A 13346-nucleotide genomic window follows, 5' to 3' on the forward strand; every position below is an offset into this window, starting at 1 on the left:
GAGATGATTTCTGTGGAGATCGATCGTCGGCGTCTGCTCGGCGCCTCCGCACTCGGCGTCGGGGCAGGAGCCGCCGGTGCCGGACTCGGGTTCCTGACCGGCCGGCAGCAGCCGGCCGCGACGGCTCAGCCCCAGCCCGACACCTCGGGCCTTAACGGCGCCCAGATCGAGCCGTTCTACGGCGCGCACCAGTCCGGGGTCGAGACGATCCCGCAGGCGCACGCCATGTTCGTCTCACTGACCCGCAAGGACGACACCGATGTCACGCGGCTGATCCGGATGCTCAAGCTGCTGACCGACGATGCCGCGCTCATGACCCAGGGTGCCGCGCCCCTGGCCGACACCGAACCGGAGCTCAACGAGCGCCCGGCCCGGCTGACGGTGACCTTCGGGTTCGCCCGCGGGCTCGTCGAGCTGGCAGGCAGTCAGCATGTCCCCGGCTGGCTGGGCCCGCTGCCGGCATTCGGCATCGACCGGCTTGAGGACCGGCTGTGCCGCGGCGACCTGCTGCTGCAGGTGTGCGGTGATGACCCGTTCACCATCGCGCATGCGGTGCGGATGCTGCTTAAGGACGCCCGTGCGTTCATGGACGTCGCCTGGTCGCGTTCGAGCTTCCGCCGCTCCTACGGCTCGGACCCGCAGGGCACGACGACCCGCAACCTCTTCGGCCAGGTCGACGGGACCGCCAACCCGGGGCCGGGTTCGGAGGACTTCGCCCGCCTGGTGTGGGGCAAGACGCTCGGGCAGGCCAGCCCGGTGTTCTCCGCGCGCGGTGAGCCGCCGCTCGACCTGGCCGCTGACTACCCGGAGTGGCTGAGAGGCGGGACCTCGCTGGTGCTGCGCGACATCGACATGAATCTGGCGACCTGGGATGAGGCCGACCGGCCGGCTCGCGAGTTCTCGATCGGCCGCGACCTGAAGAAGGGCGCGCCGATGACCGGCACCGAGGAGCACGACATCCCGGATCTGGAGGCCACTGACGACAAGGGCTTCACGATCATCTCCCCGGCCAGCCATGTCGCGCGCAGCCGCAACAACGCAGCCCCTGAGCAGCAGATCTTCAGGCGCGTGTACAACTACCATTCGGTGCCTGACGCCGCCGATGCCGCCACCGGCCCGACCGGCAGCGCGATCGTCGGCAAGACCGGGCTCATGTTCGCCTCCTACCAGGCCTCGGTCGAACGGCAGTTCCTGCCGATCCAGAAGCGGCTTGACGAGGTCGACCTGCTGAATCAGTGGACCGCGCCGATCGGCTCGACCGTGTGGGCGATCCCGCCGGGCGCAGCTGAGGGAGAGTACATCGGCCAGGCGCTCTTCGAGTCGTGAGTGCTCTAAGGTAGTGCCATGACATCGCTGCCGTTCGTGGCTTCAGATCAGCTGCCTGCCGTCATCGTCCCGCTCGTCGCCGGTGACTTCGACGAACTCGGCCGGCTCGCCGCCGACTGCGCGCAGACTGCCGGGATCGACGCGCTCGAATGGCGCGTCGATGCCCTGGCCGCCGGGCTGAGCGCGAAGGCGGGCGACGTCTTCCCCGCGGGGCTGGCGGCGATCAGTGCGCACACGGACCTGCCGGTGCTGCTCACCATCCGCACCGATTCCGAGGGCGGGGCCGCGAACCTCGACGAGGACGCCTACACCGCGCTCATCCGGCAGGCGATCGCCGCCGGCCCGGCCGCCGTCGACATCGAGTTCGCCCGCCGAGACGCCGGTGAGCTCATCACCGCCGCCGCCGAGGCAGGGGTCGCCTCGGTCGCCTCGGCGCACGATTTCACCGACACCCCGCCGTCGAAGCAGCTGCTGCGCACTCTCAAGGCGATGGCTGACCTCGGGGCTGACGTCGCGAAGATCGCGGTGATGCCGCATAACCGTTCCGATGTGCTCGAGGCGCTCGAAGCCGCCGACCGCGGCCGGGCCCGCCTGCGGATCCCGATCATTGTCATCGCGATGGGCCGGCGCGGCAGGCTCACCCGGCTCATCGGCGGCGAGTTCGGCTCTGCGGCCACTTTCGCGACCGTCGGCGAAGGTTCGGCTCCAGGTCAGGTGTCCGTGCCCGAAGTGCGTCAGACCCTGCAGATCCTCGTCGGTGAGGACTGAGACGGCTCACCGGCAGGTCGTGCCGATGAGCTGCCGGTAGACCCGGCAAGCGCGTACGATCTCGGCAACCTCGATCGCCTCATCGACATGGTGAGCCTGTTCGCTGATGCTGCCCGGGCCGTACACGATGGTCGGGATCCCGAGGTCCCGGGCGATATAGCCGCCGTCGCAGGCTGCCGTCCACACCGTGCATTCGGGCACCTGCCCGGTCACTGCCTCGGCAGCGGCCTCAAGCGTCGTGACCGCAGGGGAATCGTGGTCGGTGATGAAGCCCGGCATCTCCATCGTCACCTCGACATCAAGGCCGATCCCGTCACCGGTGATGCCGACCTCGGCTGCGGCAGCCATGAGCCAGCCGGCGATGCGCTCGGCGCTTTCGCCGGGCAGCAGCCGGCGGTCGAGGGAGATCCGGCAGGCACCGGCGACCATCGAGGTTCCCTGCCCGCCGGTGATGATCCCCGGACTCCACGATCCGGCCCCGAGTAGCGGATGACCATCGGCATCGAGTTCTGCCTGATTGTCCGTCAGCAGGGTGATGAGCTTCGCTGCGGCGATGATCGCCGAACGGCCGTCGGCCGGTCTGCCCGAATGTGCAGAGATCCCGGTCAGCCGCACCTCCAGATAGGCATCCCCGCGGCAGGCGGTGATGATGGCCAGATCCGTCGGCTCAGCGACGACACACGAGCTGAAGTGCTGCCCGGCGTGCGGGCCAAGCCCGTCTGTCACGAGATGCCGGATGCCGGTGCCCAGATCCTCCTCATCGACAGTGACCGCCAGACTCACCGGAGCGCTCAACCCGCCATCGGCATGCGCGTCGGCGAGCGCGCACAGGACCGCGGCAAGCCCGCCCTTCATGTCCGCTGCCCCGCGCCCGGTGAGCCAGCCGTCCGCCAGCCGCGGCTCGAACGGATCCCCGGTCCAGCCGTCGCCAGCGGGTACGACATCGGAGTGGCCGAGGAACAGCAGACCCTCCGGCAGTTCCCCCGAACGGCGCGCCGCGGCTGGTGCGGTGACGACGATGTTCGGCCGGCCGGCGGCCACCTCGGCGATGTGCACGTGAAGCCCATGAGCGTGCGCGAACCCGGCGATGACGTCAACGGTCGCCTCTTCGGTGCCACCGGGATTCTCACCTCGGGCACGGATCAGATCCCCGGTCAGCTCCACCAGCCGGCCGGCCAGCCCATCGTCAGCGTCGGTCATGGCCGTCACTTCCGGATGAGGTCGCGGGGGAAGTCGGTGAAGCACTCGACGCCGGTGGTGGTGACGGCGAGCGGTTCGCTCACTTCGTAGCCGATGCCATCAAGCCACATGCCGGCGATGACATGGAAGGTCATGCCGGCGGCGAGCACCTGCTCGTCTTCGCTGCGCAGCGAGATCGTCCGCTCACCCCAATCCGGCGGGTAGCCGATCCCGATCGAATAGCCCAGCCGGGACTCCTTGACCATCTCGTAGCGGGCGAGCACCGCATTCCACACCCGGGCGAGTTCGGCGACCGGCACGTCCGGGCGCATCGTCTCCAGCACCTCATTCAGCGCTTCGGCGACGACATCTGCGGTGTGCTGCAGCTGAGCCGGCGGGTCGCCGAGCATGACGGTGCGGGCCAGCGGCACATGGTAGCGGTGATGGGCGCCGGCGAGTTCGATGACGACCGGCTCCCCGGACCTGAGCCTGCGGTCGGTCCACGTCAGGTGCGGGGTGTCGGCGCCCTCACCGGTCGGCAGCATCGGCACGATCGCCGGGAAGTCGCCCCACACCTCGGCGGTGCCGGCCGCCTGCGCGTGGGCGATCGCGGCGGCGACGTCGTTCTGCCGGGCGCCCGCCTCAACAGCGTCGAGTGCCGCGTTCATCGCCGCGGTCGTGACCTGGGCGGCCTGTCGCATGATCGCGATCTCGGCCGGGGATTTGATCGCCCGGATCCAGTTGACGAGCTCGAAGGAGTCGACGAGCGTCCACTCCGGGATGCCGTGGACGAGTGCGCGGTGGGCGCGCGGGGAGTAGTAGTGGCTGTCCATCTCCACGCCGATGCATCCGTGGGCGGCCGGGGCGACCTCCCAGCGCTGCCGCAGGGCGAACGCGATCCAGTCGAAGGGGTGGATGTGCGGGCGGTGGACGTAGCGCTCGGGGTAGCCGACGATGTCCTCTTCGGGCAGCCAGCAGGTGCGCTGCGCCCCGTGGGCGTCCATCTCCCGGGCGAACAGTGTCATCGGGCCCGACGCCGGGACGTAGAGCAGCTGCGGGGTGTAGAAGGACCAGGCGTTGTAGCCGGTGAGGTAGAACATGTTCGCCGGGTCGGTGACGATGAGCCCCGACAGGCCCTGATCGCGCATCCGGCGGCGGACGGCGGCCAGCCGCTGCTCGTACTCCTCAGCGGAGAAAAGCAGGCCGTGCGCACCGGGTGTGCCGGCGTCTCCCGGCCGTGGTTCGGGCCGGCGGGCGGCTCCGAAGCCGCCGGGGCGCATGCTGTGGATGTCACCCGGTCCCGAGGCGGTGGCCGGGTCCGTGCCCGAGGTGGTGGCCCCCGGCGGGTGCAGACCCGGATGGGGTGCACGCGGCTGTGTCATGGCTCACAGTCTGAGTCGTGCTGGTCGGGTGTGTCAACAGAGCCGCGCCTCGTACATGGAAGAACCCGCAGCTCCGGCATCACGTGCCGGGGCTGCGGGTCCTCTCTGCTGCCGAGTGTCTCAGTCGACGTCGGCGCCCTTCTGCAGTTTCTTGGGCAGTGCGGTCTCACCGAAGTGGTTGCGCACGGCTGATGCAGCGTAGCGCTGCACGACGAGCTGGGCGACGGCGATGCCGACACCGGAGATGATCGTCCATGCCAGCGCCTCGCTCAGGCCGACCTGGTCGTCTTCGGTGTTGATCGGCACCGGCTTCGAGGTAGTCTTCTCCCACACGATGCCCAGTGCCTTGCGTGCGGCCAGGGTTGCCAGCGCGGTGCCGCCGACACCGAGGATCTGCCATGCGATCTTGCCCATGTCTCCATCTCCCTTGCGGATCTGAGGTCTGTTACGGGACTGCTGTGTCCTAGCCTACCGCCACGGTCCGCGTCCGGGGCACGTGTCCTCAGCCCTGCAGGACGAAGGTCTCGAAGAACACGAACCCGGCGAGCAGGACGACGAGGGTGGCGAAGCCGTAGCGGACGACGGTGTTCGGCAGCTTCCGGCCGAGCTGACCGGCCACCAGCGCCGCGGTCATTGCGCACACGGTGTAGGTGATGGCCACCGGCCAGTCGATTGCGGCCAGCCGGTCGAAGTAGCCGATGACTCCGGCGATCGAGTTGAGCGCGACGACGGCCAGGGAGGTGCCGACGGCGATGTGCATCGGCACGTGCATGAGGATCGTAAGTGCTGGGACGATGAGGAATCCGCCGCCGACGCCGAGCAGGCCGGTGAGGAACCCGACGACCGCACCGACGGCGATGCCCTTGGCGAACCGCCGGCCGGTGAACGCCCCGGTGTCGGGGTCGATATAGGGCATCGGCATGAACATGCGGATCGCGGCGATGAGCATGAGGACGCCGAAGGCGATCATGAGCCCCTTCTCGGGGAACAAGTCGTGCACCCGGGCGCCGACGATCGCGGTGAGCATGCCGGTGACGCCGATCGTGCCGGCGGTCGTCCAGTCGACCATCTTCGAGCGCAGCCGCGGCAGGATGCCGACGATCGAGGAGGAGGCGACGACGATGAGCGAGGTCGGCACCGCCTTGGCCATCGGCATGCCGAGGCCGTAGACGAGTGCCGGAACAGCGACGATCGCCCCGCCGCCGCCGGTGAGCCCGATGACCGAACCGGTCAGCAGCCCGAAGAGAATCGCACCGATCGTCATGGCGTGCCTCCCTGCGGCGGACCGTCTGCGGCAGTGGTCCCAGCCGTGATGTCGGGCCCAGCCGTGGTGTCGGGCCCAACCGCAGTGTCACCGGCAGTCCCGTCATCAGCGGCGCCGGTGACCCAGTCGTACATCTGCCCGGTGAGTTCGGGATCCATCGTCACCGCCTCCCCATCGAGGCTGCGGAACGGCACCGCAACCCGGGCTGAGGAGACCATCCACGCACCGTCGGCGGTGAGCAGGTCGTCGCGCGTGAGATCGGCATATGAGCACAGGTAGCCGTGTTCGGCGGCGGCGGCGAAGATCGTCTGCTGGGTGGTGCCGTGCAGCAGCCCGGCCTTCGGGTCCGGGGTGAGCAGCTCGTGGCCGCGGCGGATGATGACATTCGAGGTCGGGCCTTCGAGGACGAGGCCGTCGCGGCTGATGAACAGCCCGTCATCGGCGCCGTGCTCCTGCGCCCAGCGGGTCGCTGCCATATTCGCGGCATAGGACAGGGTTTTGGCGCCGAGCAGCAGCCACGGCGCGGACTGCCCGGCATAGGCCTCGAAGCCGCGGTCGAGGCTGATGAAGTCAGCCCCCTCCCGGCGCTGGGCGGGATACGCCTCCGGCAGCGAGATCGACATGACCCAGCCGCGCGGGGCATCGAGTCCGCGCGAGAGCGTGTAGCGCACACTGAATTCGGTGACCCCGGGGTTGCCGGCGATGACGGCGCGGGCGACGTCGTCGACAGCGGCGTCCCACACCTCGGCCACGGGCACCGGCAGTTCGAGGGCGCGTGCTGAGCCGCGGAACCGGTCGAAGTGCAGTCGCCGGGCCTTGACCGAGTGCGTGCCGCCGGTGACGGTGACGAGCACGGTCTCGAAGATCCCGTCACCGCGGTGGGTCGAGAGGTCATCGACCGGCAGGTGGGCTGCGGCGAGGTCGGCCAGCTCGTGCGTGCCGGCGCTGACGTCGATGAGAGCCAGGGAATGGGTGAGGGTCATGCCCTCAATTAAAGCACTTGGGCCCGGCTGTCCGGCTCGCCGCTCAGCTGCTGGCATCCGCGCCCGAGGTGTCAGCTCAGCGTCGTGCCGAAGGCCAGGCCGAGCAGGTAGGTCGCAGCGGCCGCGCCGAAGCCGATCGCCAGCTGGCGCAGCGCACGCGGCAGCGGCGGGCGGCCGGAGAGCACGCCGACGGTGCCGCCGGTGCCCAGCAGCACAACGCCGACGAGGCCGGCAGCGGTGAGGATCGCCGGCATCCCGTGCATGCCGAAGATGTAGGGCAGGATCGGCACGATCGCCCCGGAGGCGAAGAAGCAGAATGAGGAGGCCGCAGCACCCAGGCCGGTGCCGAGCTCTTCGTGTTCGTTCTCCTTGCCCGTCGGTGCGGTGTGGGAGGGCAGGGTGCCGCCGTGCGCGCGGGCCAGGGTGCGCTGTGCCTTGGCCAGGGCCTCCTCCTCGTCGTAGCCACGGGCGCGGTAGACGAGGGCGAGCTCATTGGCGTCGAAGTCGAGTGAGGCCAGTGCCTCGGCGGGCTGGCGCACCGGCTGGGAGGCCTCGAGCAGCTCGCGCTGGCTGCGCACCGAGATGTACTCTCCAGCCCCCATCGACAGGGCTCCGGCGAGCAGTCCGGAGATGCCGGTGAGCAGGATGACGGGGTTCGACATGCCGGCTGCGCCGACGCCGAGGACGAGGGCGAGGTTGGAGACGAGCCCGTCGTTGGCGCCGAAGACGGCGGCGCGGAAGTTGCCTGAGAGCCGGGCGCGGGACTTCGCGGCCAGGGCGCGGACGACCTCGGCGTGGACCTTCTCATCAGCAGCCATCTGGTCGGTGGCGAACTGGTCGGTGTCGTAGGGACTGGAGGTCTCCTGCTGCTGGATGAGGGCGAGGATGAAGACCGAGCCGAAGATGCTGCCGAGCAGCGACAGGATGCGAGTTCCCAGATCCGGGGCGCGGCGCTGTTCGGCGTGGGGGCCGAGGAGGTCGATCCAGTGCTGCTGGTGCCGGCGTTCGGCATCGGCGATGGCGAGCAGGATCTCGCGCTCCTCACCCTGCTTGCGGGCGGCGAGCTTGCGGTAGACGCGCTCTTCGAGGCGCTCATTGGCCAGGTGCCGCTGCCACTGCCGGATGAGGGCAGGGCTCGGCTCAGCGGGCACGGCGGCGCGGGTGTCAGGCATACGTTCAATGATAGGCGCAAACGTTTCTATGTACAACACTTGCGCAGATGAGCAAAAGAATATTTCTGTGTGCTCTCTGAGCGCCTGGGTTCCGCATGAGTCCGCGGCTTCCGGGGTGCTTCGTTACCATGTTGTTGCCGTTGTTATCATTCCGTTATCAAACATGCAGCGAACTGTAATACTGTGGTGGACTGTGTGATGACTATCACGGGGTGATGCACACCGAGGTGCAGCACCGTCAGATGGACCGAAAGGTTGTTATGTCGAATCGATTGGCACGCGCCGCAGTAGCGGTTACGGCCGCAGCGGCGCTCGGTCTGGGGATGACCTCCCCGGCAATGGCCGCTCCAGTGACAGCGCACACCGATATGGGTGTGACCGGTGACCAGGTGTTCAAGCACCTCACCGAGCTCAGCGAGATCTCCGAGGCCAACAAGGAGGATGGATACCGCGCGCTCGGTACCAAGGGCTATGAAGAGGCCTCCGAGTACGTCGAAGGCGTCATGAAGGAAGCCGGCTTCGAGGTTGAGCGTCAGGAGTTCGATTTCCCGCGGCAGACCTTCGACGAGGTCAGCCTGAGCGTCAACGGCGTGGAGCAGAAGGACTTCGGCACGATCTCGAACGCCGAAGGCACCGACGAACCGCTCACAGACGTTCCGATGACGCTGCCAGCTGGTGAAGGTGAGAACGCCGGGCTGGGCTGCTCCGGTGAGGCCTTCACCGAGGACAATAAGGACACCATCGTCCTCATCCAGCGCGGCGAATGCGCCTTCGGCGACAAGATCACCAACGCGAGCAAGGCCGAAGCGGCCGGCGTCATCATCTACAACAACCAGGATGGCGCCAGCAACTTCACCGCCGGCGATCGCGTCGAGGGCAATGCCCCCGCCGGTGCGCTGAGCAAGGCTGAGGGCGATGCCCTGGTCGAGAAGATCAAGGCCGTCGACCCGGAGGACCAGGAGACCGCGGTCACCGCTGACATGACGGTCGAGACGACCTTCGAGACTGTCAAGACCTGGAACGTCATGGCCGAGACCAAGGCCGGCGACCCCAATAACGTCCAGATGATGGGCGCTCACCTCGACGGTGTGCCTGAGGGCCCGGGCGTCAACGACAACGCCTCCGGCGTGGCCGGACTCCTCGCTGTTGCCGAGGGCATGGCCGCACTCGACTACGAGGTCGACAACAAGGTCCGATTCGGATTCTGGGGTGCTGAGGAAGTCGGCCTCGTCGGCTCGACCCACTACGTCAACGACCTTGCGCAGAACAACCCTGACGAGCTCAAGAAGATCAAGGCGTACCTCAACTACGACATGATCGGTTCGGAGAACTACGTCGTCGGCACGCTCGACTCCGATGGCTCGTACGTCGACATCCCGCCGGGTGTCAACGTGCCGGAGGGCTCGGCTGAGCTGGAGAAGATCTTCACCGACTTCTTCGATGCGAACGACCAGGAGCACATCGGCACCGAGTTCTCGGGCCGCTCGGACTACCAGGCCTTCATCGACAACGGCGTCCCGGTCTCCGGTCTGTTCTCCGGTGCCGACGGCATCAAGACCGAAGAAGAGCAGAAGATGTTCGGCGGCACCGCCGGCGTCCAGCGCGACCGCAACTACCACACGCCGGAAGACAACCTGGAGAACGTCAGCCAGGAGTCGCTCGATATCTTCGCACCGGCGATGGGTTGGGCTGCACACGTGCTCGCCTACAACCTCGAAGAGGAAGACGACAGCGGCGATGACGACGGCGGCAAGGACGATGAGGCTCCGACGGAGCGCGGCCTGACTGTCAAGCCTGAGAAGATCTCCCCGGCTGACTTCGTCAACGAGGACAAGGGCGTCACCATCATGGCGGCCGGCTGCACCCCGGGCACCGAAGCCAAGCTGACCGTTGAGGCCCGCGGCATCGACGTCCTCAAGCACGAGGACACCGCCACCGTGGATGAGGACGGCAACGTCACCTTCGCCGTCCACGGCGTCAACGCCGATCGCCCGAACAGCTACGTCGGCACCTACGATGTCCGCGTTGCCTGCGACGGCGGCGACGACCTCACCGGCACCTTCACCGTCGGCGACGTCAAGGACGACGACGGCAAGGGCGGCGAAGACGATAAGGGCAAGGACGACAAGGGCAAGCTGCCGCGCACCGGCAGCGAAGCCGGACCGCTCGTCTGGGGCGCTGCTGCTCTGCTGATCGCAGGCATCGGCATCACCGCCGCAACTCTGCGCCGGAAGTCCAGCCTCTGATCGGACACCTGATGATCAGCTGAGATCCCTCAGCTGAGAGCACAGGGCCGGTGGCACACGCCACCGGCCCTGTTGCGTATTCACTCAGACTGCTTCGGCACAATGGTTGGGTGACTCCCAAGAAGCTCTTCACCACTTTCGCGATCGCCGAGGCCATCACGTGGACGCTGCTCATCGCCGGCATGATCCTCAAATGCGTCACGCACACCACTGAACTCGGTGTGCGCATCGGCGGCGGCATCCACGGGTTCGTGTTCCTCACCTACTGCGTCGTCACGGTGCTCATCGGCACCTCGCAGCGGTGGCGGGCCGGGCAGATCGCCACCGGTCTGCTCTCGGCGATCATCCCGTACGCCACGATCCCCTTCGAGATCCACGCCCGGCGGGCCGGCCTGCTCGGCGGGACCTGGGAGCTGGGCGCCGGCACGCGCGAGCCGCGGAACTTCTTCGAAGGATGGTGCGACTGGGCGATCCGCCGCCCCTTCGCCGCGCTCGTCGTCGGGTTCGTCGGCGTCGCCTGCCTCTTCGGCGTGCTGCTGTTCCTCGGCCCGCCGATTCCCAAGGGCTGAGCGCCCCTCTCTGCACACGAATGCGGCCGGCCACCGGGGAGGATTCCGGTGGCCGGCCGCTGTGTATGTCAGTCGGGCGTGATGGTGTATTCGGCGACGCGGAACTTCTCCAGCTGCGCCGGGTCGATCGTCACACCGAAACCGGGGCCTCTCGGCACATCGACGACACCGTCGTGCATGACGATCTCCTTGGTGATGTCCTCGTGGAAGAACCTCTTCGAACCGGACACATCACCCGGCAGCGTGAAGCCCGGCAGCGAGGCCATCGCGGCGTTGGCCGCACGACCCAGCCCGGTTTCGACCATGCCACCGTGCCAGACGGCCACACCGTGGGCGCGGCACAGGTCGTGGATGCGCTTGGCCTCGATATAGCCGCCCACCCGGCCGGGTTTGATGTTGATGACCGAGGTGGCGCCCAGGCTGATCGCATCGGCCGCCGCCTCCGCGGAGACGATCGATTCATCGAGGCACATCGGGGTGTCCATGAGCTTCGCCAGCTGCGCATGCTGCCGGATGTCGGCCTCGCCCAGCGGCTGCTCGATCAGCAGCAGGCCGTAGTCGTCGAGCTTCTTCAGGTGGTTGGCGTCGACGAGCGTGTAGGCGGCGTTGGCGTCGACCTGGAAGAGGAAGTCATCACCGAACTCCCGTCGCACGGCTGCCACCGGTTCGATGTCAGCACCGGGCTTGATCTTGAGCTTGATGCGGGCATACCCCTCATCGAGGTAGCCGCCGATGGCTTCGAGCAGCTCGGGGATCGAATCTTGGATGCCGACCGAGACGCCGGAGGGGATCTGGTCGACGACACCGCCGAGGTAGTCCTTGAAGGACAGGTTCTGCACCTTCAGCTGCGCTTCGATGACGGCCATCTCGAGGGCCGACTTGGCCATCGGGTGGCCGATGATGTGGCGCAGGTGCCAGCCGACGGTCTCGGCAGTGAGGTGCTCAACGTTGAACAGCGCTGGTGCCAGCCAGTCACGGGTGACGGCGATGCCGCCTGCGGTGTACTCATCGGAGTACAGCGGCCCGACCATCGCCACCGACTCGCCCCATCCGGTGACCTCACCGCTGCCGGTGTCGAAGCGCGCCTCGACGAGGTAGCAGTCCTTCTCCGTCTCCTTCATGAACGACGTGGTGAAGGGGCTGACGAGCGGCAGCCGGATCTGGTGGAGGGTCAGCGAGGTCAGTTTCATGGCAGGCTCCCGTGCGGCGCGGCGGCAGATGGTACGGCCACCATAGCAATGGAGGGTGATGCCAGTCGCAGGCCGGTCCCGAGGTGGTGGTTCAGTCGGCGAGCTGGTCGGCGATGAGGGCGGCCAGCAGGGCAGTGCGCGGTGGGATCTCGGAGATGATCGCATGCTCGTGCTCGGCATGCGCACCATCGCCGACAGCCCCGAGCCCGTCGAGGGTGGGGATGCCGTCACCAGCGGTGAAGTTGCCGTCGGAGGCGCCGCCGACAGCGGTGCCGGTCGGCTCGGCGATGCCGATCTCACCGGCCAGCGCCACGGCGCGGTCGAAGAGGTGGGCTGCGGCGTCGCGTTCGAACGGCGGCCGGTTGATCCCACCGGTGACCTCCACCTCGGCGCCGGGCAGCTGGGCCGTCAGCGCCCTCATCTCCTCATCGATGCGCTCCTGCTCGGCGGTCAGCCGGGCGCGCACATCGACGTGGACCGTCGCCTTGGCAGGCACGGTGTTCGGAGTGGTGCCGGCGGTGATCGTCGTCGGCACCACGGTGGTGCCCTTCTCGTCATCGGCCATCTCGGCGATGAGCGGCATGAGGCGGGCGAGTTCGAGGCCGGCGTTGACGCCCTTCTCCGGTTCCAATCCGGCGTGGGCGGCCTTGCCGTGGACGGTGACCCGATAGTCCGAGGTGCCCTTGCGGGCGAGCTTGAGGGAACCGGCAGCCGAGGCCTCCATGACGTAGACGGCCCGCGCACCGGCCGCCTCCTCGCGGATGAGCTGGGAGGATGTCGTCGAGCCGAGCTCCTCGTCACCGGTGATGAGGATCGTCAGCCCGTCAAGGGCTGAGCTGTCCTCGGCCTGCTCGAGCAGCATCGCGGTGGCGTGGATGCTCATGATCGTGCCGGTGAGCATGTCGAAGCTGCCCGGCCCGCGCAGGATTCCGTCCGCGACCGAGAACGGCAGCCGGTCGAGCGTGCCGTGCGGCCACACGGTGTCCTGGTGATTCAGCAGCACCACCTTGACCGGCCCGGAACCGAACCGCAGGCGCAGGTGCGTCACCCCGTCGATGACCACCACCTCGGGCGCGGTGCCCACTCGCTCCTCGATGAGCGCGGCGAGGTCACGGGCGCCGGCGGCGACCGCAGCGTGGTCCTCCGAGGGCGTCTCCAGGGTGATGACCCGCTCCAGATCGGTCAGCATCTGCGGCAGCCGCGCCTGGGCGGCATCGGGCAGAGCGGCAAGGTCGACGGAGCGGTCAGTCATCAGGTCCTCAATTCC

At 68.0% G+C, this 13346-nt stretch carries 12 protein-coding genes; 4 read left to right on the forward strand and 8 right to left on the reverse strand.

Annotated elements, in window-relative coordinates; translation table 11 throughout:
• The first annotated feature begins 3 nt into the window (after positions 1-3).
• Both H9634_RS02935 and aroD read left to right on the forward strand, forming a co-directional pair.
• The gene (locus H9634_RS02935; RefSeq protein ID WP_191725296.1) at positions 4-1326 is read left to right on the forward strand and encodes a Dyp-type peroxidase; all 1323 of its coding nucleotides are present in this window, start codon (positions 4-6) and stop codon (positions 1324-1326) included.
• A gap of 18 nt (positions 1327-1344) precedes the next feature.
• Complete coding sequence (aroD, locus tag H9634_RS02940; RefSeq protein WP_191725297.1) at positions 1345-2094, forward strand: type I 3-dehydroquinate dehydratase; 750 nt, start codon at positions 1345-1347, stop codon at positions 2092-2094.
• Positions 2095-2100: 6 nt separating this feature from the next.
• On the opposite strand, the gene H9634_RS02945 is transcribed toward aroD, so the two are convergent.
• The 6 genes from H9634_RS02945 to H9634_RS02970 all read right to left on the reverse strand — a co-directional run bounded on the left by H9634_RS02945 (position 2101) and on the right by H9634_RS02970 (position 8074).
• Complete coding sequence (locus H9634_RS02945; protein ID WP_191725298.1) at positions 2101-3294, reverse strand: M20 family metallopeptidase; 1194 nt, start codon at positions 3292-3294, stop codon at positions 2101-2103.
• 5 nt (positions 3295-3299) lie between these two features.
• Positions 3300-4655: a M24 family metallopeptidase gene (locus H9634_RS02950; RefSeq protein WP_225210526.1), complete on the reverse strand. Its 1356-nt coding sequence runs from the start codon at positions 4653-4655 to the stop codon at positions 3300-3302.
• 120 nt (positions 4656-4775) lie between these two features.
• Positions 4776-5069 (reverse strand): DUF4235 domain-containing protein, encoded by a 294-nt coding sequence (locus H9634_RS02955; RefSeq protein WP_191725299.1) that lies wholly within the window; start codon positions 5067-5069, stop codon positions 4776-4778.
• Between the two features lie 88 nt (positions 5070-5157).
• Complete coding sequence (locus tag H9634_RS02960; RefSeq protein ID WP_191725300.1) at positions 5158-5919, reverse strand: sulfite exporter TauE/SafE family protein; 762 nt, start codon at positions 5917-5919, stop codon at positions 5158-5160.
• Entirely contained in the window at positions 5916-6902 is a 987-nt protein-coding gene (locus H9634_RS02965; protein WP_191725301.1) for an aminotransferase class IV, read from the reverse strand. Before H9634_RS02965 ends, H9634_RS02960 begins: the two co-directional genes overlap by 4 nt.
• Positions 6903-6973: 71 nt before the next feature.
• Positions 6974-8074, reverse strand: coding sequence for a VIT1/CCC1 transporter family protein (locus H9634_RS02970; protein ID WP_191725302.1), 1101 nt, complete (start codon positions 8072-8074; stop codon positions 6974-6976).
• Positions 8075-8412: 338 nt separating this feature from the next.
• Here H9634_RS02970 and H9634_RS02975 point away from each other — a divergent pair, with 338 nt between their 5' ends.
• Together H9634_RS02975 and H9634_RS02980 are read left to right on the forward strand one after the other, a co-directional pair.
• Positions 8413-10320 (forward strand): M20/M25/M40 family metallo-hydrolase, encoded by a 1908-nt coding sequence (locus H9634_RS02975; RefSeq protein ID WP_225210527.1) that lies wholly within the window; start codon positions 8413-8415, stop codon positions 10318-10320.
• A 110-nt stretch (positions 10321-10430) separates the two neighbouring features.
• Positions 10431-10889 (forward strand): DUF3817 domain-containing protein, encoded by a 459-nt coding sequence (locus H9634_RS02980; RefSeq protein ID WP_191725304.1) that lies wholly within the window; start codon positions 10431-10433, stop codon positions 10887-10889.
• Positions 10890-10957: 68 nt separating this feature from the next.
• Here the strand turns inward: H9634_RS02980 and menC are convergent, their stop codons facing one another.
• A complete protein-coding gene (gene menC / locus H9634_RS02985) occupies positions 10958-12079 on the reverse strand; it encodes an o-succinylbenzoate synthase (protein ID WP_191725305.1) in 1122 nt (373 codons plus the stop codon).
• 91 nt (positions 12080-12170) lie between these two features.
• Positions 12171-13331, reverse strand: a complete 1161-nt coding sequence (locus H9634_RS02990) for a M20 family metallopeptidase (protein WP_191725306.1) — start codon at positions 13329-13331, stop codon at positions 12171-12173.
• Between the last annotated feature and the right edge of the window lie 15 nt (positions 13332-13346).

It is taken from the genome of Brevibacterium gallinarum (assembly GCF_014836885.1).
Taxonomy (GTDB): domain Bacteria; phylum Actinomycetota; class Actinomycetes; order Actinomycetales; family Brevibacteriaceae; genus Brevibacterium; species Brevibacterium gallinarum.

Coding starts and splice junctions, on each gene's coding strand:
- H9634_RS02935 (WP_191725296.1), top strand. CDS start 4: ATGATTTCTGTGGAGATCGATCGTCGGCGTCTGCTCGGCGCCTCCGCA.
- aroD (WP_191725297.1), top strand. CDS start 1,345: ATGACATCGCTGCCGTTCGTGGCTTCAGATCAGCTGCCTGCCGTCATC.
- H9634_RS02945 (WP_191725298.1), bottom strand. CDS start 3,294: ATGACCGACGCTGACGATGGGCTGGCCGGCCGGCTGGTGGAGCTGACC.
- H9634_RS02950 (WP_225210526.1), bottom strand. CDS start 4,655: ATGACACAGCCGCGTGCACCCCATCCGGGTCTGCACCCGCCGGGGGCC.
- H9634_RS02955 (WP_191725299.1), bottom strand. CDS start 5,069: ATGGGCAAGATCGCATGGCAGATCCTCGGTGTCGGCGGCACCGCGCTG.
- H9634_RS02960 (WP_191725300.1), bottom strand. CDS start 5,919: ATGACGATCGGTGCGATTCTCTTCGGGCTGCTGACCGGTTCGGTCATC.
- H9634_RS02965 (WP_191725301.1), bottom strand. CDS start 6,902: ATGACCCTCACCCATTCCCTGGCTCTCATCGACGTCAGCGCCGGCACG.
- H9634_RS02970 (WP_191725302.1), bottom strand. CDS start 8,074: ATGCCTGACACCCGCGCCGCCGTGCCCGCTGAGCCGAGCCCTGCCCTC.
- H9634_RS02975 (WP_225210527.1), top strand. CDS start 8,413: ATGGCCGCTCCAGTGACAGCGCACACCGATATGGGTGTGACCGGTGAC.
- menC (WP_191725305.1), bottom strand. CDS start 12,079: ATGAAACTGACCTCGCTGACCCTCCACCAGATCCGGCTGCCGCTCGTC.
- H9634_RS02990 (WP_191725306.1), bottom strand. CDS start 13,331: ATGACTGACCGCTCCGTCGACCTTGCCGCTCTGCCCGATGCCGCCCAG.